The organism is Acidisoma sibiricum (genome assembly GCF_057837225.1).
This window is the reverse complement of record NZ_CM174445.1, coordinates 2,306,753-2,327,500: the sequence shown is the minus strand read 5'-3', so window position 1 is coordinate 2,327,500 and position 20,748 is coordinate 2,306,753. Positions and strand designations below refer to the sequence as shown.

The window sequence follows — 20,748 nt, the reverse complement described above, 5'->3', positions numbered from 1 at the left end:
CCGCCACGATATCGTCGATATAGGTGAAGTCGCGCCGCAGCGTGCCATTGTCATAGAGCGTGATCGGCCGCCCCTGCTCGATCGCCTGGGCGAAGGAGAAATAAGCCATATCGGGCCGTCCCCAAGGTCCGTAGACGGTGAAGAAGCGCAAGCCGCTTTGCGGCAGGCCATAGAGATGGCTGTAGGAATGGCTCATCAGCTCGTCCGCGCGCTTGGTGGCACCATAGAGCGAGACCGGCAGATCGACCCGGTCCTCCTCCGAAAAGGGCATCTTGGTATTGCCGCCATAGACCGAGGAGGAGCTGGCATAGACGAAATGCGTCAGCCCCTGCCGATGGCGCGCGGCTTCCAGCATCACGACATGACCCAGGAGATTGGCCGTGACATAGGCGTAAGGGTCGATCATCGAAAACCGCACCCCGGCCTGGGCCGCCAGATGGACGATGCGGTCAATCTCCGGCGCGCCTGCCATCAGCGCCTCCACCGCCCCCCGATCGGCGATGCTGAGCTTCTCGAAGCGAAAGCCAGGGCGGCCCTCCAGCCGGGCGAGCCGGGCCTGTTTCAACGCCGGGTCGTAATAGGCGTTGATCTCATCGACGCCGATCACCGTCTCGCCCCGCGCCAGCAGCGCCTCGCAGACGTGATAGCCGATGAAGCCGGCGGCGCCGGTGACAAGAACGGTCATGAAATCTCCAGCGTCCAAAACAGAAAGGGCTCCGCCATGGCGGAGCCCTTCATCTAGTCACGCCTTGCGGCGCTTTTGTGAAGCCTCTCGGCCTATTGCGCGACCCAGCCGCCGTCGATGGAGAGCGGCGCGCCGGTGATGGTGGCCGCCCCGTCAGAACACAGGAAAACCGCGAGCGCGCCGATCTGCGCCGGTGTCGAGAACTGCTTCATCGGCTGCTTCTCGCTCACCAGGGCCTCCTTCTCCTGCTCATAGCTGGTGCCGTTCTTGGCCGCCCGGTCATGCAGCTGCTTTTCTACCAAGGGCGTCAGAACCCAGCCCGGACAAATCGCATTGCAGGTGATGCCGGTATTGGCGAGTTCGATGCCAGCGACCTTGGTGAGGCCGACGATCCCGTGCTTGGCCGCGACATAGGCCGCCTTCTGGGCACTCGCCACCAGCCCATGGGCCGAGGCGATATTGATGATGCGCCCCCAGCCCCGCGCTTTCATGCCGGGTGCCGCCGCCTTGATGCCGTGAAAGGCGGAGGAGAGGTTGATGGCGATGATCGCGTCCCACCGGTCTTCCGGGAAATCGACGATATCGGCGACGAACTGGATGCCGGCATTATTGACCAGCACGTCCACCCGGCCGAAGGCGGCTTCCGCATCCGTCACCAGCTGCCGCACACCGGCGCCGGTGCTGAGATCGGCCCCGGAATAGGCCACGTGCACGCCGAAATCGGTCGCGATGCCGGCCCGCTCGCGCTCGATATCCTCCGGGCTGCCGAAGCCGTTAAGCACGATATCGGCGCCCTCGGCCGCGAGCGCCCGCGCGATGCCGAGGCCGATGCCGCTCGTCGAACCGGTGACCAGCGCCACCTTCCCTGCCAGAACCATCGTCGTCTCTCCTTCTCTCACGCCAGATAGTCGTGCAGGACGCGACCGTAAGGCAGCGTCATGTCCGCCTTGATATGCTGGCCGTAGAGGATACGCCGCACCGGCAAATCCGCGACCCGCGCATTGACATGCGGCACCAGATCCAGCCGCGCCTCTCCCCGGAAGGCGAATTTGAGGTCGATATCGCTCATATTATAGCCGACCAGCTGGGCGATCTTGGGCGAGCCGTCCACGTCCGGGATGAATTTGAGATTGACGCCGAGCTTGCCGAGCTGGGCTGTCATCCGCACCCGGTCCGCATCGGTCTGGAGCAGATTGTGCTCTTTATAGGTCAGTGTCCCGAGGGCGACGCGCACATCGTCATAGCGCAGCGTGCCGGTCAGGGTGTCATGGATCGGGCGCAGGTCGGGCAGGCCGTATTTCTTGGGAAAACCCCAGATCTCGCGCCCGCCCGTGGTCGGCGGCTCGTCGTCGAGATACATCTGGAGGGTGAAATTGCAGGGCTCACCGCGGAAGGTGGCGGCAATGCCGCAGCCGCTTTCCTGATAGCTGCCGAAGCCCGTGGAATCCGGCATCTTCATCCATTCATAGAAGACGTGATTGCCGTCGGGCTCCAGCGGCTCGGGCAGCAGCCGCCGGATCACCTCCATATCCGTCTCATAATGGATGAGGAGATATTCGCGGTCATAGAAGCGGAACGGACCCTTCGGATAGCTCGGGCTCGCGAAGGGCATCGAGGTCATGCCGAGAACGTCATCACGGTTCATGCAATTGTCCCTGTGTCCTGGCCCGGCCGACGGGCATGGACAGAAAGCTTGAACAGGCGGCCCCACCTGTCCAGTGATCATTGCGCGTAAAGCCTGCAAGGCCAGAGGGAATTTGCCTATGGATGCGACGCCACTGCCCGACCGTTCGTCCCTGCCCCATCACACCGCCCTTATCCTGCAGGGGGGCGGCGCGCTCGGCGCCTACCAGGGCGGGGTCTTCCAGGCGATGGACGAAGCCGGCATCGCGCCCAACTGGGTCTGCGGCGTCTCGATCGGCGCGATCAATTCCGCGATCATCGCCGGCAATGCGCCGAAAGACAGGCTGCCGCGGCTGCGCGCCTTCTGGGAGATGATCACGCCCGAGCGACCGGCGTTACCCTTCATCGACGGCGACCTGCCGCGCCGCTTCGAGAATGAGGCCGCGGCCCTCGGTGCCCTGCTGCTCGGCCAGCCGGGCTTCTTCACACCCCATCAGCCTGGACCTTTCTTCAGCCTGGCCGGCTCGAAACAGGCGACCGCCTTCTACGACACCAGCCCTTTGCGGCAGACCCTGCTCAACATCGTCGATTTCGACCGGCTGAATAGTGGCGAGACGCGCTGCGCGGTCGGCGCCGTCAATGTCGCGACCGGCAATTTCGCCTATTTCGACAATGCGACCATGGTGCTGGCGCCAGAGCATATCATGGCGAGCGGCGCCCTGCCGCCAGGCTTCCCCATGGTCGAGATCGGCATGGACTATTATTGGGACGGGGCGCTGATCTCGAACACGCCGCTGATGCATCTCCTGCTCAATATCGACAGCTGCAGCGCGCTCGTCTTTCAGGTCGATCTCTTCAGCGCCCGTGGCCCCATTCCGCGCACGCTGCGCGAGGTCGGGCTTAGGCTGAAGGAAATCGGCTATTCCAGCCGCACCCGCCTGGTGACGGACCTGTTCATCCGCGAATTCGGGCTGAAAAACCGGATACGCAGCCTGCTTGACCGCATCCCGGAGGATCAGCTCTCGCCGGAGGACCGCGCCGAGCGCCAGCGCCTGCACAGCCTGCCACGGCTGTCTGTGCTGGAACTGATCTATGAGCATGCCGTCTATGAGGGCGAGTCGCGGGATTACGAATTCAGCCGCCGGTCAATGCTGGACCATTGGAACCGCGGCTATCGCTCAACGCAGCTGACGCTCGCCCAGAAGGACTGGCTGCGGATTCCCGAAGAGGCTGGGATCGTCAGCCACGACATCAACCGGGATCTGGCTTGACGCGCCGCACCCCCCGCGACGACTTGCCCTGATCTGGCGGGGGCGCCTATCTTGCCCAGCATGAGCGGGAACAAGACATGAACGATCTCTTCGGCGCCGGCTCTGCCGAGGCGGCCTATTCAGCAAAAGATATCGAGGTTCTGGAAGGGCTGGAGCCTGTCCGGCGCCGCCCGGGCATGTATATCGGCGGCACTGACGACAACGCCCTCCACCATCTGGCGGCTGAAATTCTCGACAACTCGATGGACGAGGCCGTGGCCGGCCATGCGAGCTTCATCGAGATGACGCTCAGCCCCGGCAATATCCTGACGGTGCGCGATAATGGCCGCGGCATCCCGGTCGACCCGCATCCCAAGTTCAAGGACAAAAGCGCGCTTGAGGTCATCCTCACGACGCTGCATTCGGGCGGCAAATTCGCGGGCAAAGCCTATGCGACCTCGGGCGGCCTGCACGGCGTCGGCAGTTCGGTCGTCAATGCGCTGTCCGATCTCTTCGAGGTTGAGGTCGCGCGCGAAAAACGCCTGTGGAAGCAGTCCTATGTGCAGGGCAAGCCGACCACAAAGCTGATCGATGCCGGGACCGTGCATAACCGCCGCGGCACCACGGTGCGCTTCCGCCCCGATCCGGCGATTTTCGGGTCCAGCCTGCAGTTCAGCCCGGCGCGGCTTTACCGGCTGTGCCGCTCCAAAGCCTATCTCTTCCGCGGCGTCGAAATCCGCTGGAGCTGCGATCCTGGCCTTCTCTCGGGCCAGACCGATATACCGGCCGAGGCGGTGCTGCATTTCCCGGGCGGTCTGCGCGACAGTCTGGAGGAGGATATCGGCGAAACCGGCCGCGTGCTGCCCACCCCTTGGGCCGGTGAGGCCGATTTTCCCAATAGCGCAGGACGGGTGGAATGGGCCGCGGCGTGGCTGGAAGGCAGCGGCGGCGGCTTCCTCAACAGCTATTGCAATACGGTTCCGACCCCGCTTGGTGGCACCCATGAGGCGGGCCTGCGCTCGGCTCTGCTCAAAGGTCTGCGCGCCTGGGGCGATCATCGCGGCAATAAGCGTGCGGCCCAGCTGACGGCGGAAGACGTGCTGACGCCGATGGCGGCGAAGCTCTCGGTCTTCATCCGCGAGCCGCAATTCCAGGGCCAGACCAAGGAAAAGCTGACCAACGGCGACGCCACGCGCCTGGTGGAAACGGCGCTGCGCGACCGGTTTGACCATTTCCTGGCTGGCGACCCGACCTCGGCCGACAATCTCCTCTCTTTCGCCATCGAACGTGCGGAGGAGCGTATCCGCCGGCGTGAGGAGAAGGACACGCCACGCAAATCCGCCACCCGCCGGCTGCGCCTGCCCGGCAAGCTGACGGATTGCACGCGGGAAAACGCCGCCGAGACGGAGATTTTCCTGGTTGAAGGTGACAGCGCCGGCGGCTCCGCCAAACAGGCCCGCAACCGCGAAACGCAGGCCGTGCTGCCGCTGCGCGGCAAGATCCTCAACGTTGCCTCCGCTTCGGCCGACAAGCTGCGCCAGAATCAGGAGCTGAAGGATCTTATCGAGGCCATCGGCACTGGGGTCGGGGACAAATTCGACATCAAGCGCCTGCGCTACGGCCGCATCATCATCATGACGGACGCGGATGTCGACGGCGCGCATATCGCCAGCCTGCTGATGACCTTCTTCTACCGCGAACTGCCGGAGCTGGTGCGGCAGGGACATATCTACCTCGCCCAGCCGCCGCTCTACCGCATGACGCAGGGCGCCAAGTCGGTCTATGCCATGAACGACACCGAGATGGACAAGTTCAAGAAATCCGCTTTCAAACAGGGCTCCAAGATCGAGGTCAGCCGCTTCAAAGGCTTGGGCGAAATGCCGCCCGCGACGCTGAAGGAGACGACGATGGACCCCAAGAAACGGACCCTGCTCAAGGTCGTGGCCGCGCCCGAAACGCGGGCCGAGACCAATACGATGGTCGAAAATCTGATGGGACGGCGGCCGGAATTGCGCTTTCAGTTCATTCAGGAACGCGCCCGCAGCGTATCGGAAGCCGATCTCGACGTGTGATGGTGCGTCCGCTTGAGTAGTCATCCGCGCACTCGTTGCGCGGATCTATACGCTATTGCGCCCACACTGCCGGAGGGCGCCCGGACGGGTAGACCCGCGTGACGAGCGCGCGGATGGCGATGTTTGGGGGCGAGTCAGATCGCACTGCCAATATCCACAACTGCGCGTGAGAACAGTCAGTGACGTCCATTCACCTCGATGGTGACATGCGACAGGTTCGGCACTGCCGTCAGGCGCGCGCGATAGAAGCTCGCATCCCGTCCCTGCCCCGTGCTGATGCTCAGAATGGCGCCCAGATGGCCAGGCCCCAGACGCCAGAGATGCAGATCGGTGAGCTGATCGCCGCCGGCTTCAATATCCTGCCGCAGCCGTTTCGCAACCGCACGATCCGGCACCATGTCGAGCAGGATGGCGCCGGTATCGCGGATCAGACCGTAAGACCAGCTGGCGATGACGCAGGCGCCGACGATGCCGGCCAGCGGGTCCATCCAGAGCCAGCCGAAGGCGCGCGCCAGCAGCAGGCCGATGATGACCAGCACCGAGACGGCGGCATCGGCCATCACATGCACGATGGCGGCGCGCAGATTATTATCGCGATGCGCTGCGGCATGATGGTCGTGATGCTCATGCTCATGCTCATCATGCCCGTGCCCGTGCTGTCCATGATGATGGTGATGGCCGCCACTCAGCAGCCAGGCGCTTGCGACATTTACGGCCAGGCCCAGGCAGGCGATGGGAATCGCCTCGGAAAAATGGATCGGCACGGGTGCGAAAACGCGGCGCACGGCCTCATACCCGATCAGCAGCGCGATCATCGCCAGGATAATGGCGCTGGTGAAGCCCGCCAGATCGCCCAGCTTGCCGGTGCCGAAGGTGAAGCGCGCATCGTCCGCATGCCGCCTGGCATAGGAATAGGCGAGTGCGGCCAGCAGCAGGGCACCGGCATGGGTGCTCATATGCAGCCCATCGGCCACGAGAGCGATCGAGCCGAAGACCAGACCACCCACGATCTCGATCGCCATCATGATCCCGCACAGCACGATGACAGCCCAAGTCCGTCTCTCGCTCTCGGCATGGCCGTCGCCCAGGAAACTATGGCTATGCGAAAGCCCAGCCGGGACACTGCTCATGGTCGGATCGCTCACTTCAGATAGGTTCTGACGACGTCAAGCAACTGCTCGGCCGCGTCGCGGTTCAGCGCATCGGGGTGGGTGTCGGCATCGACGAGGTGATGATGGATGTGATCCTCCACCACCTCGGCCATCAGCCCCGCCAAGGCGCCCCGGGTCGCCGCGATCAGATGCATCACCTGTTCGCACCCGGCCTCGCTCTCCAGCGCCCGTTCGATCGCCTCGACCTGGCCGCGCAGACGGCGCACGCGGGCCAGCAGCTTCTTCTTTTCCTGCACGGTATGGGTCATGGCTGCCGATAGCATACCCCCCTACCCTATTCAAGCAAAGTTATGCCGCTGCTGCCGCCAAGGCCGCGCCTGCAATCGGCGATCGATGCAAGCTCAATCGTGAGCCCGCACGACCCGATCATTGCGTCGCCGTTTTGTCGCTTGTGGCCTAGTGGGTTCTGCCGTCATCTCACCCACAGCAAGAGAAGGATGGATTGCATGCGACGGAGACTTGTGGCGGCCGGCCTGCTTGGCCTCTGCTTGATGGCATCGATGGCTGCTGCCCAGACCGTGGCCGTCGGACCGCAATACGATACCAGCCATATCTATGTGGCACCCGCAGACGTCAATCGTTTCGTCCAGAGTTTTCTCGCGACTTTCGGTGGCAAGTCAACGCCGCAGGCGATTGTGACCGTCACGCCAACGCCAAGTGAGACGTCATCCCAGCTTCTGGTGACGCCCTATGGTCTGGCCTCGGTCTTTGGCTTCCGCACGCCGATCCCTTATCCCTTCGGGGCAGAGCGCACCGGCTATCTGGTGCGTGATTTGGACGCCGCGGTGGCGGCCGCCCGCGCAGCGGGCGCTGATGTCATCGTGGCCCCCTTCCGTGACCCCATCGGGCGCGATGCGATCATCGCCTGGCCGGGTGGTGTGACGATGCAGCTCTATTGGCATTTCAAGGCACCATCCTATCCGCCGCTGGCGGAGGCACCCGAGAACCGGATTTATCTGTCGCCCGATGCCGCCGACGCCTTCACGAAGGATTTCCTGCGCTTCGCCGGTGGGCGCGTGATCGCGGATGAGCGGGCGGCCGCGGGTGCCACCATCGGGCGCCCTGGCACCAGCTTCCGCCGCATCCGGCTCGCGACCGGCTTCGGGCCACTGCTGCTTCTGGTCACCGATGGACAGCTGCCCTTCCCTTACGGGCGGGAGACGACCGGCTACGGCGTGCCGGATCTAGGCCAGACGCTTGCCCGTGCCAGCGCCGCCGGTGCCCAGATCCTGGTGGCGCCGCATCAGGATGGCACGCACCAATCCGCGATTATCGCCTTTCCCGGCGGCTATGTCGCTGAAATCCACAGCGCCAGGTGACAGGTCATCCGGCATGGCCTGCGGGGCGCCGGGATGCGTCCTTTCCAGGAGCCCGAAGCCTTACTGGCAGGGCGGCGGCGTGCCCCCGGCACAGACGGATTCCATGCCGCCCGGCAGGACGAAACGGCCATCGCTGGTCTTGCCCGGCTGGCGCGGCGGCGGCGCGGGCTTATGATAGGTCTTGTGCCCAAACGGATAGTGCTTCCAGGTCTTGGGCGCATGCGGCGCATGATAGCCCTTGCCGTGCCCCGTACCCGGCGGATGCGTCACCGTCTTGCCGTGATAGGACTCGGTTTTATGCCAGGTCTTCTTGCTGCTCGGCGCCGTGCTGTGATGCGCCGTTGTATGATGCGTCGTGTAATGCTTGGTCGTCGTGTGGCTGCACGCGCCGCCCATCAGACCGAAGCTGATGGCCCCGGCCGCTGCCATGATCCGGTAGAAAACCATCAGACGGATCGCCTCTCGATGCGCGCCCAGACCGCACGCCCGTCGATGATATCCGCGGCCGCCGCGGGGCGGCCGATGGCGGCATCGCCCGCATCCAGCCGCAGCGTCTGAGTTCCGATCGCCAAACCTACCTCCTCAACAGCATAGAGGAGGATCAGCCCCGCCTCAGCCTGCAGCCTGCGGCCATCCCGGCCTGGCACAATCCGCGCCACCCGCCTGTCGACCATCAGGTTGAGGTCGCGCGTCGGGCCGCCCAAAAGCTCGCAACCGATCGCCGCCTCACCCGGAAACTCGATATCCTCTCCGGCATGAAGCCGTCGAGGGGGCGCGCCATCAATAGTGAGGGCAATACCCTGACCGGCAATCACGGTCAGGAGACGGTCGATGCCCGGAAAGGCCGAGAAAGGACCATCGCTCGCAATCTCGGCCAGGCTGAAGCGCCAATGCCATTCCGCCTGGGGCGCGTCGGGAAAGGTGCCGCGCGCCACTTCCCAGGTTGTGCCGCCGCCATTCCGCCAGGGCATCGCCTTGAACTGCGCAGCGGGGATGATCTGCCAGCCGGTCACGCCGCGATGCGCCGCAGCGCCGCAGCAAAGGCCGCGCGGGCCGCATCTTCCTGCGGGTGATGGCCGTCCCGCACCCGCCAGATGCCGGAGACCATGACATCGCGCACCGGCAGGCGGGCTCCGGTGAAGATCGCGGTATCCAGAATATCGTCCCCGGCCGCGTCCGGCTGCGCGAGCCGCCCACGATCCAGCACGCTCAGATCGGCCCGGAAGCCTTCGGCGATGACGCCCACGGGCTGACCCAAAGCGGCCGCACCACCGACCAGGGCGGCCCGATACAGCGCACCGCCCACGGACCCCGTGCCATCCTCGGGCAAGGACATGCAGCGCCGTCCATGCGTCAGGCGCTGGCCATATTCCAGCATGCGGAACTCTTCCCAGGGGTTGAGCGTGACATTGCTGTCGGACCCGATGCCGAAGCGGCCGCCGGCGGTGAGGAATTCCGGTAGCGGAAAGACGCCATCCCCCAGATTGCCTTCGGTGATCGGGCAGAGGCCGGCGACCGCACCGCTTGCCGCGATATCGGCCAGCTCGTCATGCAGGACATGAGTCGCGTGGATCAGGCACCATGACGGGCCGACCGGTGCTTCCGCCATCAATAGCTCCACCGGCCGTGCGCCGGTGGCAGCGATACAGTCCTCCACTTCCCGGATCTGCTCGGCGACATGGATATGGATCGTCGTCTCCTCCGGCAAAGCGGAGGCGAGATGGCGCAGCACGTCGATGGAAACGGCGCGCAGGGAATGCGGCGCGATGCCAACGCGTAGACTGGTCGAATCCCGCCCATGCCAACGCAGCGATTCGATGATGGCCAGTAGCCGCGCCTCATCGGTCGCGAAACGCTGCTGGGCCACCTCCAGCGGCGCATCATCGAACCCTGCCCGCATATAGAGCACGGGCAGGATGGTGAGGCCGATGCCGGTGGCGGCTGCCGATTGCACCAGCCGGGCCGACATCTCTGCCGGGTCGGCGTAAGGTGCGCCATTGGTATCGTGATGCAGGTAATGGAATTCGCCGACGGTGGTGTAGCCGGCCTTGAGCATTTCGATGAACAGGTAATCCGCGATCGCGGAGAGATCCTCCGGCCGCACGGCATGGGCGGCGCGATACATCGTCTCCCGCCAGGTCCAGAAACTGTCGGCGGGGTCGCGCCGCTTTTCGGCCAGACCCGCCATGGCGCGCTGAAAGGCATGGGAATGGACATTCGGCATGCCCGGCACCACCGGCCCGGCCAGAGGCTCGATGCGGTCGCCCAGCGGCTCCGCCTCCGGCGTGACGCGGCCGATCGTGCCGTCGGGCAGGATATCGATCCGCACATTTTCGGCCCAGCCGGATGGCAGCAAGGCGGCAGGGGCGAATAGGCTGGGCATGGTCGGAACTCTCCTCGGGCGGGCAACCGTTTCTACCTAGAAGATTCGCAGACCCCACGCACGCCGTCTTGACAGCAAAAACACCGTGATGAGGCCGGGTGAACGGAAGTTAATACCCTGCCCTGCAGCCTGACACCGCGCTTGGAGCGCGGTCACGGCAACCCTATATATGAAAAAAAAAGACACAGCGGCAGGAGAGCCAGATGGCAACCGGCTGGGCTCCCGATGGAGCCGTGCAAGACCAGATTGACGATACGATCACAGACGCGGTGGCGCGGGCGCGCGCGAATATGCCGCAGGGCGACAGTGAGCTTTATTGCGTGGAGTGCGGCGAGGACATTCCCGAGGCCCGTCGCAGGGCCTTGCCCGGCGTACGCTTCTGCATCGCCTGCCAAAGCGAACGCGACAAGAAGCCGGTCTTCACCGGCATAAACCGGCGCGGCAGCAAGGACAGCCAGCTCAGATAGGGCGGACAGGCCCGCCCAGGCCGCGGACGAAGAGCGTCATCGCCGCGCGAGCCTGTGCCTCGTCAGGCGGCAGTCGATCGTCCAGCTGCAAGACCGCCAGTCCATGCACGATCGCCCAGGCGGCTGTGGTCGCCACCTCCGCCTGAGAGGGCGTGAGGCGTGCGATGCGACGGGCCAGCACGCCATAGGCGGTCTCGTCCTCGGCCTTGGCGATAGAGGGCTTGGCCAGGGGGCCGGCGAACATCAGCCGGAACAGAGCCGGATGGTCTGCGGCGAAGCGCAGATAGGCCAAACCCTGGCCGATCAGCGCCTCGGCATCATTGTCGGCCTCGTCGGCGTCCCGCAAGACCAGGCGCAGTTGCTGAAACCCCTCGCGCTTCACCGCTTCGAGCAGCGCCGCCTTGTCCGGGAAGTGCCGGTAGGGGGCCATGGCAGAGACGCCGGCGGCCCGCGCAACGGCCCGCAGCGTGAGCGCGGCGGGATCGTCCGCCAGCAGGCGCATGGCATCCGCCACCAGGCGCGCGCGCAAATCACTCACCATCCTGAATCTCGTTTACACCGTAAGCGTTCGCTCCTATGTTTACGTTGTAAACAGGAGACTGGCCATGGCGCAAGCGGCCCGCGAAACCGTCGATCTGTCGTCCTATCCTGACCTCGTGATGGTGCTGCTGGGCTTTCGGGCCAACCGGCTGCGCGCCATCCCCACCCTGTTCAGCCTCGGCCGCGGCTTTGCCGCCATCCGCCGCAACCCGCCCGACGGGCTGCTGGGGGAGGAAGGCTGCCTCTTCGGCTGGAACCATATCGGTTTCCGCCAGTATTGGCGGGATATGGAGGCGCTGGAGCATTTCACCCGCACCGCGCCCCATTCCGGCTGGTGGCAGCGCTTCGCAAAAGACCAAGAAGGCGCCGCTTTCTGGCATGAGGTTTACAGTGCGCGTGGCGGCATGGAGGCCATCTACCTCAGCCTTCCCACGCGAATTGGCTTTGCCCGCTTCGCCCCCGTTGTTCCCCCGACCGGCCCCTTGATGGGTCTGCGCGGCCGGGTGGCGGCAGACCGGGCGGCACGGGGGATATCCTCCCCCTAAGCCAATCGCACCCGCTCCGATATCACGGAAACGTGATCATTGCCTTATCGACCTATATTGATCGCGTCACGGGGCTCGGGTACAGCGGGGGAATAATCAGAACAATGGGAGGTGCCTTATGGCGATGCCAAGCCCAGCAAAAGTTCCAGAAATGGAAAAATGTCCCGGCCATACCGTCACCCGGTCCATACCGTGAGCCTGCTCGATCTCACCGATATCGGTAAGTCCTACGGCGCCGTGCAGGCGCTGAGCCATGTCAACTTCACGGTCGCACCCGGCGAGATCGTCGGTCTGATGGGCGACAATGGCGCTGGCAAGTCAACCCTCGTTAAAATCATTGCCGGCGTTTTCCCGCCGAGCGAAGGAACGATCCGCTTCGATAATGAGGTTGTGCATTTCCATGCGCCTATCGACGCCCGCAATGTCGGTATTGAAGTCGTCCATCAGGATCTGGCGCTTGCCGATAATCTGACAGCCGCCGCCAACATCTTTCTCGGCCGCGAACTGCATCGCCGCATCGGTCCGTTCAAGTTTCTCGACCACGGCGGGATGGAGCGTCGCTCAGCCGAACTCTTTCGCGAGCTGAAAAGCGAGACGCGACCGGCCGAATTGGTGCGCCGCATGTCCGGCGGACAGCGCCAGGCTGTTGCCATTGCGCGCACACGTCTGGCCGAGCCCAAGCTTATCCTGATGGACGAGCCGACGGCCGCCATCAGCGTGCGCCAGATTGCCGAAGTGCTGGCCCTGATCGGACGGCTGCGGGATTCCGGCATTGCCGTCATCCTCATCAGCCATCGCATGCCCGACGTCTTCGAGATTTGCGACCGTGTCGTGGTCATGCGGCGCGGCCGCGTCGTTGCCAATAAATCCATTGCCTTGACGTCGCCGCAGGAAGTGACCGGATTGATTACCGGCGCGCTGGAGACCGCCTAATGAGCGACTTTGCCAATATCACCCGCATGCCCTGGCATTCGCGCGGGTTTCTGGCGACGCAGACAGCCTATGTCAGCCTGGCACTGCTGATTTTGGTCGTCATCATTTCCGTGGTCGCGCCGACCTTCCTCACCTTGGGCAATCTGTCCAATGTGCTGACGAATTTCTCCTATATCGCCATCGTCTCGCTTGGCGCGACGCTCGTCATCATCACCGGCGGCATCGATCTCTCCGTCGGGTCCACCATGGCCTTATCCGCCATCGTCGGCGCGCTGCTGTTCCAGGCGCTGGGGACGACCGCACTCGCGCATATTCCGGGCGCGGTGATGGCGCTCTCCGTCATCGGCTGTCTGGTGGTCGGCGGTTTCATCGGTCTCATCAATGGACTGCTGATTGCGCGCCTGAACCTCACGCCCTTCGTCACCACGCTTGGCATGCTCAGCATCGTGCGCGGCCTGTGCTACGCCATTACCGGCGGCCAGGGCGTGTCTATTTCCGGCGCCGATAGCGATCTCTTCTTCCGGCTGACCGATGGCAGCGTGCTGGGCCTACCGGTGCCGCTGATCTATCTCGTGCTGCTCGCGCTGTTCATGTCGGTGATGCTGCGTCATACGGCGCGCGGCCGTTATGTCTTCGCGATCGGCGGCAACGAACATGCCGCCGCCATGACCGGCGTGCCGGTCACCACCATCAAGGCCGGCGTCTACGTCGTATCCGGTCTGACGGCCGCCTTCGCCGGCATTCTGATCGCCGGCTGGCTCGGTTCGGTTCCGGCCAATCTTGCCGACGGCTATGAGCTGCGCATCATCGCAGCCTCCGTCATCGGCGGGGCCAATCTGCTTGGCGGCGTCGGCGGCCCGTTGGGCGCCATCGTCGGCTCCGCCCTGATCGAGGTTATCCGCAACGGCCTCGTGCTCGCCCATGTCAACACCTATTGGCAGGGCACTTTCGTCGGCGCCATCATCATTGCCGCGGTCTTTGTGGACCGGCTGCGCGGACGGCGTCTCGGCCACTAGCTCTCCCAGAACAAACAATAATCAACGGAGAATATCCATGAAACGCTTGGCCTATTCCACGTCGCTCTGTGCATTGATGGCGCTTGCCGGGGTCACCAACCTCCCCGCCGCGCATGCGGCTGACAAGACCTACGAATTCGCGATCGTGCCGAAGTCTCTCAACAATCCGTATTTTGATCTGTCACGCGACGGCTGCCTGGCTGAGGCTGCCAAGCTCGGCAATGTCAAATGCACCTATACCGGCCCCGTGAACCAGGACCCGGCGGCGGAAGTGCAGACCATTCAGGATCTCATCACCCGTGGCGTGGACGGTATCGCGATTTCCGTGGCGGACGAGGCCTCGGTGCAGCGTGTTATCGCCCATGGCCGTGCGGCCGGCATTCCGATCATCACCTTCGATGCCGATGCGCCCAAATCCGCGCGCCAGGCCTATGTCGGCACCAATAACCTGCTGCTCGGCCAGTATCTCGGCCAGCAGCTGATCAAATTTCACCCGGCCCCCGGCACCTATGCCATGGTCTCGGGCGGTCCGGCCGCCGCCAATCTCAATGACCGCGTCAAAGGCGTGCGGGACGTGCTGGACAAGGCGGGCTGGAAGGAAATCAGCGGGTCTCCGACCTTCTGCAATGACGACAGCGCGCTGGGCATTCAGCAGATGACCGATCTCATCACCGGCAATCCCAATCTCGGCGCGATCGTCGCGGTCGGCGGCTGGCCGATGTTCACGGAAAACGCCTATGACAGCTTCTACAACAAGAACAAGGCGAATATCGACAGCGGCAAGCTGACCATCGTCACCGCCGATACCCTGCCGGCCGAGCTGAACGAGCTGAAGCGCGGCGAACTGTCAGCCCTCGTCGGCCAGCAGCCTTACGCCATGGGCGCCAAGGCGATGGACATCCTGCTTGCGCTGAAAGAGGGCAAGACCGTCGAGCCGATCCAGTATGTCGGCCTCGATATCGTGACCAAGGACAATGTCGATCAGTTCCTGAAGAAGTAACCTGATCCTGGCCTAACCGCGCCGCCCGTAGATCCAATGCGGGCGGCGCTTTTCGATCCAATCCAGGCCCTGCTCGCGCCAGCGGCGGAAGAGCGCCACATCCTCGGCCAGCAGAATGAAGCCGAGCGGCAGCATCCAAACGCCCAGCAGCGGCAAAAAGCTGAAAACCCCACCCAGCATGAGCAGAATGCCCGCGGGTATCCGCGCCCAGCGGGACGAGGGCGCCAGCAGCCAATGGGTCGCGTCGCGGATACGGCCCGGCAGCCGGTTCAGCAGATGATGCAGCCGGTCAGGCTTGTGGACAGGCACCAGAGCGCGGCCGGGTTCAGGTTCAAGGACGGTCATAGTCCCTTTCCTCGCATGGTCATGACCCTGAGATAGGGTCACTCTGGCGATCTGCCAGCGCGACTGTCCGTTAGACCTCGCGGATGACCCAGATCTTGCGCATGGTCTCCGTCACTTCCCAGATGCCGGTAAAGCCGGATTCGATCGTGAAGCTCTCGCCCGGTCCAGCCTCCACGCGGGTGCCGTCATCCCCATGCACGATGCAATGGCCGGAGAGCACGCGGATATATTCCCATTCGGTATAGGCAATGCGCCAGGCGCCGACGGTTGCTTCCCATTCCCCGGCGGATAGACCCTCGGCCGGGTTCTCATACAAGACCAGCGTGCGGGTCTCGGGGTCGCCCGAGACGACCTTCTCCCGCGCCACGGGCTGCCATTCGGCCTCTATCGTCCCGGGCAGTTTGGTGATCAGGGGCATGACAGTCTCGATCTCGGATGTGGATGGGCGGATAGTGTTGGCCGCCCGCCTGTTTGGCAAGCGGTCGCTTTTTGCAGACGGCGATGGTCGGCGGATGCGACGGACAACGGCTAGAATTCGCCAGATGAGCCCAGGAACGACGGATGCGCTCGCTGTCTGTCCAGGATTGGGCTACAGTGTAGCTCAACAGGAGGCGAACATGGTTGAGAATTCCGTCGTCCGTGCCAGGATAGATGAAACGACGAAAAGCGAGGCAGCGGCCGTATTGGCGACCATGGGGCTTTCGCTGTCGGATGCTTTCCGGCTGCTTTTGAAGCGCGTGGCGGCCGAGAAGGCTCTGCCTTTCGAGCCTTTGATTCCGAATGACGAAACCATCGCAGCAATGAAGGCCGCGCGTCGCGGTGATGTCGTGACGGCCGGCCAGCTTGCGCAGCTCCTCGCGAGCTTGAATGCGGACGATTAAATACACCACCCGCTTCAAGCGCGACTATCGACGCGAAAAATCAGGAAGGCACGGTAAAACGCTGGATGGTCTGCTGATGACAGTCGTCGATCTACTGGCCGCCGATACGCCCTTGCCCCGCCGCAATGTCGACCATCAGCTGACCGGAGAATGGAACGATCACCGCGACTGCCATATTCGGCCCGATCTTTTCCTGATCTACAGAAAGCCTGATGACCGTAATCTTGAGCTGGTGCGTCTCGGCTCACACAGCGAACTTGGACTGTGACTGCTGCTTTTGACCGCATGGCACCACACGCCCGTCCGACCCTGCCGCTGGTGCTGCTGAACGTCATACGCCGCAAGGGGCTTGATGCTATTTTGTAGGGACGAAAGCATAAACACCGGCACGGTCACCGATTGAGTCACCCCCGCTCAAACGCCACCTTCAACCGGCAGCCCAGCGCGTCCGCGGCCTTGGCCAGCGTATCAAGCTGAACCTTGGCATTCGATGGATCGAGCAGCCGGTCAACTTGCGAGCGGCTGGTGTGCAGCTTTGAAGCAAGTGTGCTTTTCGTCATTCCCTTTTGCTTCATCAAGGCCTCGAGTTCCCAGGCGATGACGCGCTTCGTCGCGACGCCGATCACGTCGTCGCGGATACCTTCCTCGTCGAGAAAGTCGTCGAAATACGACCCCACGCTTGCCGTCGCTCCTTTTGCCGGCATCGTCTATCTTGCCTTCCTTGTCGCATCGTTGAGACTGCGCATGCGCTTGAGAGCGAGTTCCAGTTCCGCCTTCGGGGTCGTTCGTGTCTTCTTGACAAAGGAATGCAGAAGGATCGCCTCCTGCCCTTCCACATAAAACAGGATACGATACTCCCGGTCGCCCGAAATCCGGCTTCTCACCTCATGTAATCCGCCACCCATGGCCCGGCAGGTCGGCATTCCGATCGGCCAACCCATTTCCATCGTCATCACATCCTGGCCGATGATCGTCTTGTCTCTCTTGGACAACGTTTTGAGACTGTCGCGTACCGGCTCGGTACCAAGTTCCGAACGCCAAAACCGCGCCTGGACACGCTTTGCCAGCGGTTCATGCATGGTGGACGCACCTTATACGGTACACCGCAAAAGTCAACATGAATAGGCATCCCCACCCCTGTTTGGGCGGATCATACCAATTCATTGCGATATATCATCAATTTTGACGCAATTAGGCGTCGCATACTAAAAAGAACGCGCTTCCTTCCCTCGAAGAAAGCGCGCCCTGAAGGCTCAAACTGTCACGACGAGATCACCCAAGAATACCCGGCAGGTCGAGACCCTTGTCGCGCGCGCAGTCCTGCGCGATCTCATAGCCCGCATCGGCATGGCGCATGACGCCGGTGGCCGGATCATTCCACAGCACGCGGCCGAGGCGCCGCGCCGCATCTTCCGTGCCGTCGGCCACAATCACCATGCCGGAATGCTGCGAGAAGCCCATGCCGACGCCGCCACCGTGATGCAGCGACACCCAGGTGGCGCCGGAGGCGGTATTGAGCAGCGCATTGAGCAAGGGCCAGTCGGAAACGGCATCCGATCCATCCTTCATGCTTTCCGTCTCGCGATTGGGGCTGGCGACCGAGCCCGAATCGAGATGGTCACGGCCGATTACGATCGGCGCCTTCAATTCGCCGCTGGCGACCATTTCGTTGAAGGCCAAACCAAGCCTGTGGCGATCACCCAGGCCCACCCAGCAGATGCGCGCCGGCAGACCCTGGAAGGCAATCCGCTCCCGCGCCATGTCGAGCCAGTTATGAAGATGCGCATTGTCGTGCAGCAGCTCCTTCACCTTCTGGTCGGTCTTGTAGATATCTTCCGGGTCGCCTGAGAGTGCCGCCCAGCGGAAGGGGCCGATGCCACGGCAGAACAGCGGGCGGATATAGGCCGGCACGAAGCCCGGAAAGTCGAACGCGTTGTCCACACCTTCTTCCTTGGCCACCTGGCGGATATTGTTGCCGTAGTCGAGCACCGGAATACCCATCTTCCAGAAGTCCAGCATCGCGCGCACGTGGGTCGCCATACTGGCGCGGGACGCCGCAATCACCGCCTGCGGATCGCGCTCGCGGCGGTCTTCCCATTCGGCGACCGTCCAGCCGATCGGGAGATAGCCGTTGAGCGGATCATGGGCCGAGGTCTGGTCCGTCACTGCATCCGGCTTGATGCCGCGCTGCACGAGTTCCGCGAAAATTTCTGCGGCATTGCCAAGCAGACCGACCGAGACCGGCTTGCCATCGGTCTTTGCGCGATCAATGATGGCCAGCGCCTCGTCCAGGGTCTTCGCCTGCACGTCCAGATAGCGCGTGCGCAGCCGCATATCGATGCGGCTGGCCTGGCATTCGACCGCGAGACAGGAGAACCCGGCCATGACAGCCGCCAGCGGCTGCGCGCCGCCCATGCCGCCCAATCCCCCGGTCAGAATCCAGCGGCCCGCGGCGTCACCCTGGTAATGCTGGCGGGCGACTTCGACGAAGGTTTCGTACGTGCCCTGCACGATGCCTTGGGTTCCGATATAGATCCAGGACCCGGCCGTCATCTGGCCGTACATCATCAGGCCGCGGCGATCCAGCTCATGAAAATGCTGCCAGTTCGCCCAATGCGGCACCAGGTTTGAGTTGGCAATCAGCACGCGCGGCGCGTCCTTATGCGTCTGGAACACGCCCACCGGCTTGCCGCTCTGCACCAGCAATGTCTGATCTTCTTCCAGCTTGCGCAAAGCGGCGACGATGCGGTCGAAACTCTCCCAGTCCCGCGCGGCGCGGCCGATGCCACCGTAAACCACGAGTTCTTCCGGCCGCTCGGCGACTTCCGCGTCCAGATTGTTCATCAGCATGCGGAGCGGCGCTTCCGTCAGCCAGGATTTGGCGGAGAGGTCCGTGCCATGAGGGGCTTTGATCTTGCGGCTGTTGTCAAGGCGGGTCATGCGGCGATCTCCAGCGAGGGAAGCGGAAAGCCTGCGGCGGTAACGACGGCGCCCGAGCGGACGAGCGCGGTCGCTGCCTCCATATCGGGCGAGAAATGGCGGTCTTCGTCCAGCATCGGCACCTGCGCGCGCAGCAGACCGCGCACGGCCTCCAGCGGCGCGCTGGTGGCCATCGGCGCATGGAAGTCACAGCCCTGCGCCGCGGCCAGAAGCTCAATGCCAATGACGTGGCCGAGATTGGCGGCCATGCCCATCAGGCGGCGGGCGCCGTGCGCGGCCATGGAGACATGGTCTTCCTGATTGGCCGAAGTCGGAATGCTGTCCACACTTGCGGGATGGGCCATCTGCTTGTTTTCAGAGACGAGTGCCGCCGCCGTCACCTGCGGGATCATGAACCCCGAGTTGAGGCCGGGCCTGGGCGTCAGGAAGGCCGGCAGGCCGGACAGCGCCGGGTCGATCAGCATGGCCAGACGGCGTTCGGCGATGGAGCCGATTTCGCACAGCGTCAGCGCGATCATATCGGCCGCGAAGGCCACGGGCTCGGCGTGGAAATTGCCGCCCGAAAGCACCTCGCCCTCCCCCGCAAAGACCAGCGGATTGTCCGAGACACCGTTGGCTTCGGTGCCGAGCGTGGTGGCGGCCTGGCGCAGCACATCCAGCACCGCGCCCATCACCTGGGGCTGACAGCGGAGGCAATAAGGGTCCTGCACGCGCTCATCACCCGTCACATGGGAGGCGCGGATGGCGCTGCCCTGCATGAGGCCGCGCAGGGCGGCGGCCACATCGATCTGCCCCTGATGGCGGCGGAGCGCATGGATGCGCGGATCGAAGGGCGTGTCGGACCCCTTCGCCGCATCGGTCGACAGCGCGCCGGTAACGAGGGCGGACTGGAACAGACGCTCCGCCTCGAACAGTCCGGCCAGCGCAAAGGCGGTCGAGAATTGGGTGCCGTTGAGGAGTGCGAGACCTTCCTTGGGGCCCAGCGTCAGCGGCGCGAGCCCTGCCTTGGCAAGGGCTGCCTCCGCCGGCATCCGCGCGCCTTGATAGAAAATCTCTCCGACGCCGATCATCGTCGCCGTCATATGGGCGAGCGGGGCGAGATCGCTGGACGCGCCGACCGAGCCCTGGCCCGGCACCACGGGCACGAGGTCCTGCGCCAGCATCGCTTCCAGCAAAGCGGCCGTCGCCGGCCGGATGCCGGAGGCGCCTTGGGCGAGGCTCGCGAGTTTCAGCGCCATCATCAGGCGCGCCACGGGCACAGGCATGGCGTCACCCACGCCGGCAGCGTGCGACAGCACGATATTGCGCTGAAGCTTCTCGAGGTCGGCCGTTTCGATGCGGATGCTGGCCAGGCGGCCGAAGCCGGTATTGATGCCATAGATCGGCTCGCCCTTCGCGAGGATCTTCTGCACCGCTTCCGCGCTGGCCGCGATGGCACCGGCGGCATCCGGCGCCAAAGCGAGCCCCGCCGATCCGGTCCGATAGATCCGGCGCCAATCGGAAAGCGGCACCGCGCCCGGCTGCACTATCAGCGTCATTCGCTCGTCCTGCCTCTATATGTCTAGACATATAGGCGA

General features: G+C 63.9%; 25 protein-coding genes (1 of these 25 running past the window's edge). 10 read left to right on the top strand and 15 right to left on the bottom strand.

Annotated features, from left to right (window positions below):
- From AC3G7M_RS11020 to AC3G7M_RS11010, 3 genes are all read right to left on the bottom strand, one after another.
- Positions 1-685, bottom strand: partial view of an NAD-dependent epimerase/dehydratase family protein gene (locus AC3G7M_RS11020; RefSeq protein WP_489211948.1) — the 5' portion only. It extends 284 nt beyond the left edge of the window; the window shows 685 of its 969 coding nt (coding positions 1-685); its start codon is at positions 683-685; the stop codon falls past the left edge of the window.
- Positions 686-777: 92 nt separating this feature from the next.
- The gene (locus tag AC3G7M_RS11015) at positions 778-1,563 is read right to left on the bottom strand and encodes a 3-hydroxybutyrate dehydrogenase (protein ID WP_489211946.1); all 786 of its coding nucleotides are present in this window, start codon (positions 1,561-1,563) and stop codon (positions 778-780) included.
- A gap of 17 nt (positions 1,564-1,580) precedes the next feature.
- On the bottom strand, positions 1,581-2,330 hold the full coding sequence (locus AC3G7M_RS11010; RefSeq protein ID WP_489211944.1) for an acetoacetate decarboxylase: 750 nt from the start codon (positions 2,328-2,330) through the stop codon (positions 1,581-1,583).
- 118 nt (positions 2,331-2,448) lie between these two features.
- On the opposite strand from AC3G7M_RS11010, the gene AC3G7M_RS11005 reads away from it, so the two are divergent.
- Together AC3G7M_RS11005 and parE are read left to right on the top strand one after the other, a co-directional pair.
- Positions 2,449-3,579 (top strand): patatin-like phospholipase family protein, encoded by a 1,131-nt coding sequence (locus AC3G7M_RS11005; protein WP_489211942.1) that lies wholly within the window; start codon positions 2,449-2,451, stop codon positions 3,577-3,579.
- Between the two features lie 77 nt (positions 3,580-3,656).
- Positions 3,657-5,630 (top strand): DNA topoisomerase IV subunit B, encoded by a 1,974-nt coding sequence (gene parE / locus AC3G7M_RS11000; protein ID WP_489211940.1) that lies wholly within the window; start codon positions 3,657-3,659, stop codon positions 5,628-5,630.
- Positions 5,631-5,806: 176 nt separating this feature from the next.
- Here the strand turns inward: parE and dmeF are convergent, their stop codons facing one another.
- Together dmeF and AC3G7M_RS10990 are read right to left on the bottom strand one after the other, a co-directional pair.
- Positions 5,807-6,760, bottom strand: coding sequence for a CDF family Co(II)/Ni(II) efflux transporter DmeF (gene dmeF / locus AC3G7M_RS10995; protein ID WP_489211939.1), 954 nt, complete (start codon positions 6,758-6,760; stop codon positions 5,807-5,809).
- 11 nt (positions 6,761-6,771) lie between these two features.
- Positions 6,772-7,065 carry a metal/formaldehyde-sensitive transcriptional repressor gene (locus AC3G7M_RS10990; RefSeq protein WP_489211938.1) on the bottom strand — a complete coding sequence of 98 codons (294 nt, stop codon included), beginning with the start codon at positions 7,063-7,065 and terminating at the stop codon, positions 6,772-6,774.
- A gap of 183 nt (positions 7,066-7,248) precedes the next feature.
- Here AC3G7M_RS10990 and AC3G7M_RS10985 point away from each other — a divergent pair, with 183 nt between their 5' ends.
- On the top strand, positions 7,249-8,121 hold the full coding sequence (locus tag AC3G7M_RS10985; protein ID WP_489211937.1) for a glyoxalase: 873 nt from the start codon (positions 7,249-7,251) through the stop codon (positions 8,119-8,121).
- 60 nt (positions 8,122-8,181) lie between these two features.
- Here AC3G7M_RS10985 and AC3G7M_RS10980 read toward each other — a convergent pair whose 3' ends face one another.
- From AC3G7M_RS10980 to AC3G7M_RS10970, 3 genes are read right to left on the bottom strand one after another with little or no spacing between them, the layout of a single operon-like run.
- A complete protein-coding gene (locus tag AC3G7M_RS10980; protein ID WP_489211935.1) occupies positions 8,182-8,568 on the bottom strand; it encodes a hypothetical protein in 387 nt (128 codons plus the stop codon).
- Positions 8,568-9,134, bottom strand: coding sequence for a HutD/Ves family protein (locus AC3G7M_RS10975; RefSeq protein ID WP_489211933.1), 567 nt, complete (start codon positions 9,132-9,134; stop codon positions 8,568-8,570). The genes AC3G7M_RS10980 and AC3G7M_RS10975 overlap by 1 nt, the downstream gene beginning before the upstream one ends.
- Positions 9,131-10,504, bottom strand: a complete 1,374-nt coding sequence (locus AC3G7M_RS10970; RefSeq protein WP_489211932.1) for a formimidoylglutamate deiminase — start codon at positions 10,502-10,504, stop codon at positions 9,131-9,133. Before AC3G7M_RS10970 ends, AC3G7M_RS10975 begins: the two co-directional genes overlap by 4 nt.
- A gap of 203 nt (positions 10,505-10,707) precedes the next feature.
- On the opposite strand from AC3G7M_RS10970, the gene AC3G7M_RS10965 reads away from it, so the two are divergent.
- Positions 10,708-10,971 carry a DksA/TraR family C4-type zinc finger protein gene (locus AC3G7M_RS10965; RefSeq protein ID WP_489211930.1) on the top strand — a complete coding sequence of 88 codons (264 nt, stop codon included), beginning with the start codon at positions 10,708-10,710 and terminating at the stop codon, positions 10,969-10,971.
- On the opposite strand, the gene AC3G7M_RS10960 is transcribed toward AC3G7M_RS10965, so the two are convergent.
- Complete coding sequence (locus tag AC3G7M_RS10960; RefSeq protein WP_489211928.1) at positions 10,964-11,512, bottom strand: TetR/AcrR family transcriptional regulator; 549 nt, start codon at positions 11,510-11,512, stop codon at positions 10,964-10,966. The genes AC3G7M_RS10965 and AC3G7M_RS10960 overlap by 8 nt on opposite strands.
- Positions 11,513-11,576: 64 nt before the next feature.
- Here AC3G7M_RS10960 and AC3G7M_RS10955 point away from each other — a divergent pair, with 64 nt between their 5' ends.
- The 4 genes from AC3G7M_RS10955 (at position 11,577) to AC3G7M_RS10940 (ending at position 15,005) form a co-directional block, all read left to right on the top strand.
- Positions 11,577-12,056, top strand: coding sequence for a monooxygenase family protein (locus AC3G7M_RS10955; protein WP_489211927.1), 480 nt, complete (start codon positions 11,577-11,579; stop codon positions 12,054-12,056).
- Positions 12,057-12,215: 159 nt separating this feature from the next.
- Positions 12,216-12,989, top strand: a complete 774-nt coding sequence (locus AC3G7M_RS10950) for an ATP-binding cassette domain-containing protein (protein WP_489211925.1) — start codon at positions 12,216-12,218, stop codon at positions 12,987-12,989.
- On the top strand, positions 12,989-14,005 hold the full coding sequence (locus AC3G7M_RS10945; RefSeq protein WP_489211924.1) for an ABC transporter permease: 1,017 nt from the start codon (positions 12,989-12,991) through the stop codon (positions 14,003-14,005). Before AC3G7M_RS10950 ends, AC3G7M_RS10945 begins: the two co-directional genes overlap by 1 nt.
- A gap of 37 nt (positions 14,006-14,042) precedes the next feature.
- On the top strand, positions 14,043-15,005 hold the full coding sequence (locus tag AC3G7M_RS10940) for a sugar-binding protein (RefSeq protein ID WP_489211922.1): 963 nt from the start codon (positions 14,043-14,045) through the stop codon (positions 15,003-15,005).
- A gap of 12 nt (positions 15,006-15,017) precedes the next feature.
- On the opposite strand, the gene AC3G7M_RS10935 is transcribed toward AC3G7M_RS10940, so the two are convergent.
- Together AC3G7M_RS10935 and AC3G7M_RS10930 are read right to left on the bottom strand one after the other, a co-directional pair.
- Positions 15,018-15,350, bottom strand: a complete 333-nt coding sequence (locus AC3G7M_RS10935) for a hypothetical protein (RefSeq protein WP_489211920.1) — start codon at positions 15,348-15,350, stop codon at positions 15,018-15,020.
- A 70-nt stretch (positions 15,351-15,420) separates the two neighbouring features.
- A complete protein-coding gene (locus AC3G7M_RS10930; RefSeq protein WP_489211918.1) occupies positions 15,421-15,768 on the bottom strand; it encodes a cupin domain-containing protein in 348 nt (115 codons plus the stop codon).
- Between AC3G7M_RS10930 and AC3G7M_RS10925 the strand changes: the two genes are divergently transcribed.
- Together AC3G7M_RS10925 and AC3G7M_RS10920 are read left to right on the top strand one after the other, a co-directional pair.
- A complete protein-coding gene (locus AC3G7M_RS10925; protein ID WP_489211916.1) occupies positions 15,767-16,231 on the top strand; it encodes a type II toxin-antitoxin system RelB/DinJ family antitoxin in 465 nt (154 codons plus the stop codon). The two genes, AC3G7M_RS10930 and AC3G7M_RS10925, sit on opposite strands and share 2 nt — an antisense overlap.
- Complete coding sequence (locus tag AC3G7M_RS10920) at positions 16,218-16,499, top strand: type II toxin-antitoxin system YafQ family toxin (protein WP_489211914.1); 282 nt, start codon at positions 16,218-16,220, stop codon at positions 16,497-16,499. Before AC3G7M_RS10925 ends, AC3G7M_RS10920 begins: the two co-directional genes overlap by 14 nt.
- Positions 16,500-16,635: 136 nt before the next feature.
- Here the strand turns inward: AC3G7M_RS10920 and AC3G7M_RS10915 are convergent, their stop codons facing one another.
- From AC3G7M_RS10915 to hutH, 4 genes are all read right to left on the bottom strand, one after another.
- Positions 16,636-16,935, bottom strand: a complete 300-nt coding sequence (locus AC3G7M_RS10915) for a helix-turn-helix domain-containing protein (protein ID WP_489211912.1) — start codon at positions 16,933-16,935, stop codon at positions 16,636-16,638.
- A 3-nt stretch (positions 16,936-16,938) separates the two neighbouring features.
- A complete protein-coding gene (locus tag AC3G7M_RS10910) occupies positions 16,939-17,310 on the bottom strand; it encodes a type II toxin-antitoxin system RelE/ParE family toxin (protein WP_489211910.1) in 372 nt (123 codons plus the stop codon).
- A gap of 193 nt (positions 17,311-17,503) precedes the next feature.
- Positions 17,504-19,171, bottom strand: a complete 1,668-nt coding sequence (gene hutU / locus AC3G7M_RS10905; RefSeq protein ID WP_489211908.1) for a urocanate hydratase — start codon at positions 19,169-19,171, stop codon at positions 17,504-17,506.
- Entirely contained in the window at positions 19,168-20,709 is a 1,542-nt protein-coding gene (hutH, locus tag AC3G7M_RS10900) for a histidine ammonia-lyase (RefSeq protein ID WP_489211906.1), read from the bottom strand. Before hutH ends, hutU begins: the two co-directional genes overlap by 4 nt.
- Positions 20,710-20,748 lie beyond the last annotated feature (39 nt).

Bases quoted from the DNA above. Each gene is read 5' to 3' on its own strand.
- AC3G7M_RS11015 (WP_489211946.1), bottom strand. From the start codon at position 1,563: ATGGTTCTGGCAGGGAAGGTGGCGCTGGTCACCGGTTCGACGAGCGGC.
- AC3G7M_RS11010 (WP_489211944.1), bottom strand. From the start codon at position 2,330: ATGAACCGTGATGACGTTCTCGGCATGACCTCGATGCCCTTCGCGAGC.
- AC3G7M_RS11005 (WP_489211942.1), top strand. From the start codon at position 2,449: ATGGATGCGACGCCACTGCCCGACCGTTCGTCCCTGCCCCATCACACC.
- parE (WP_489211940.1), top strand. From the start codon at position 3,657: ATGAACGATCTCTTCGGCGCCGGCTCTGCCGAGGCGGCCTATTCAGCA.
- dmeF (WP_489211939.1), bottom strand. From the start codon at position 6,760: ATGAGCAGTGTCCCGGCTGGGCTTTCGCATAGCCATAGTTTCCTGGGC.
- AC3G7M_RS10990 (WP_489211938.1), bottom strand. From the start codon at position 7,065: ATGCTATCGGCAGCCATGACCCATACCGTGCAGGAAAAGAAGAAGCTG.
- AC3G7M_RS10985 (WP_489211937.1), top strand. From the start codon at position 7,249: ATGCGACGGAGACTTGTGGCGGCCGGCCTGCTTGGCCTCTGCTTGATG.
- AC3G7M_RS10980 (WP_489211935.1), bottom strand. From the start codon at position 8,568: ATGGTTTTCTACCGGATCATGGCAGCGGCCGGGGCCATCAGCTTCGGT.
- AC3G7M_RS10970 (WP_489211932.1), bottom strand. From the start codon at position 10,504: ATGCCCAGCCTATTCGCCCCTGCCGCCTTGCTGCCATCCGGCTGGGCC.
- AC3G7M_RS10965 (WP_489211930.1), top strand. From the start codon at position 10,708: ATGGCAACCGGCTGGGCTCCCGATGGAGCCGTGCAAGACCAGATTGAC.
- AC3G7M_RS10960 (WP_489211928.1), bottom strand. From the start codon at position 11,512: ATGGTGAGTGATTTGCGCGCGCGCCTGGTGGCGGATGCCATGCGCCTG.
- AC3G7M_RS10955 (WP_489211927.1), top strand. From the start codon at position 11,577: ATGGCGCAAGCGGCCCGCGAAACCGTCGATCTGTCGTCCTATCCTGAC.
- AC3G7M_RS10950 (WP_489211925.1), top strand. From the start codon at position 12,216: ATGTCCCGGCCATACCGTCACCCGGTCCATACCGTGAGCCTGCTCGAT.
- AC3G7M_RS10945 (WP_489211924.1), top strand. From the start codon at position 12,989: ATGAGCGACTTTGCCAATATCACCCGCATGCCCTGGCATTCGCGCGGG.
- AC3G7M_RS10940 (WP_489211922.1), top strand. From the start codon at position 14,043: ATGAAACGCTTGGCCTATTCCACGTCGCTCTGTGCATTGATGGCGCTT.
- AC3G7M_RS10935 (WP_489211920.1), bottom strand. From the start codon at position 15,350: ATGACCGTCCTTGAACCTGAACCCGGCCGCGCTCTGGTGCCTGTCCAC.
- AC3G7M_RS10925 (WP_489211916.1), top strand. From the start codon at position 15,767: ATGACAGTCTCGATCTCGGATGTGGATGGGCGGATAGTGTTGGCCGCC.
- AC3G7M_RS10930 (WP_489211918.1), bottom strand. From the start codon at position 15,768: ATGCCCCTGATCACCAAACTGCCCGGGACGATAGAGGCCGAATGGCAG.
- AC3G7M_RS10920 (WP_489211914.1), top strand. From the start codon at position 16,218: ATGCGGACGATTAAATACACCACCCGCTTCAAGCGCGACTATCGACGC.
- AC3G7M_RS10915 (WP_489211912.1), bottom strand. From the start codon at position 16,935: ATGCCGGCAAAAGGAGCGACGGCAAGCGTGGGGTCGTATTTCGACGAC.
- AC3G7M_RS10910 (WP_489211910.1), bottom strand. From the start codon at position 17,310: ATGCATGAACCGCTGGCAAAGCGTGTCCAGGCGCGGTTTTGGCGTTCG.
- hutU (WP_489211908.1), bottom strand. From the start codon at position 19,171: ATGACCCGCCTTGACAACAGCCGCAAGATCAAAGCCCCTCATGGCACG.
- hutH (WP_489211906.1), bottom strand. From the start codon at position 20,709: ATGACGCTGATAGTGCAGCCGGGCGCGGTGCCGCTTTCCGATTGGCGC.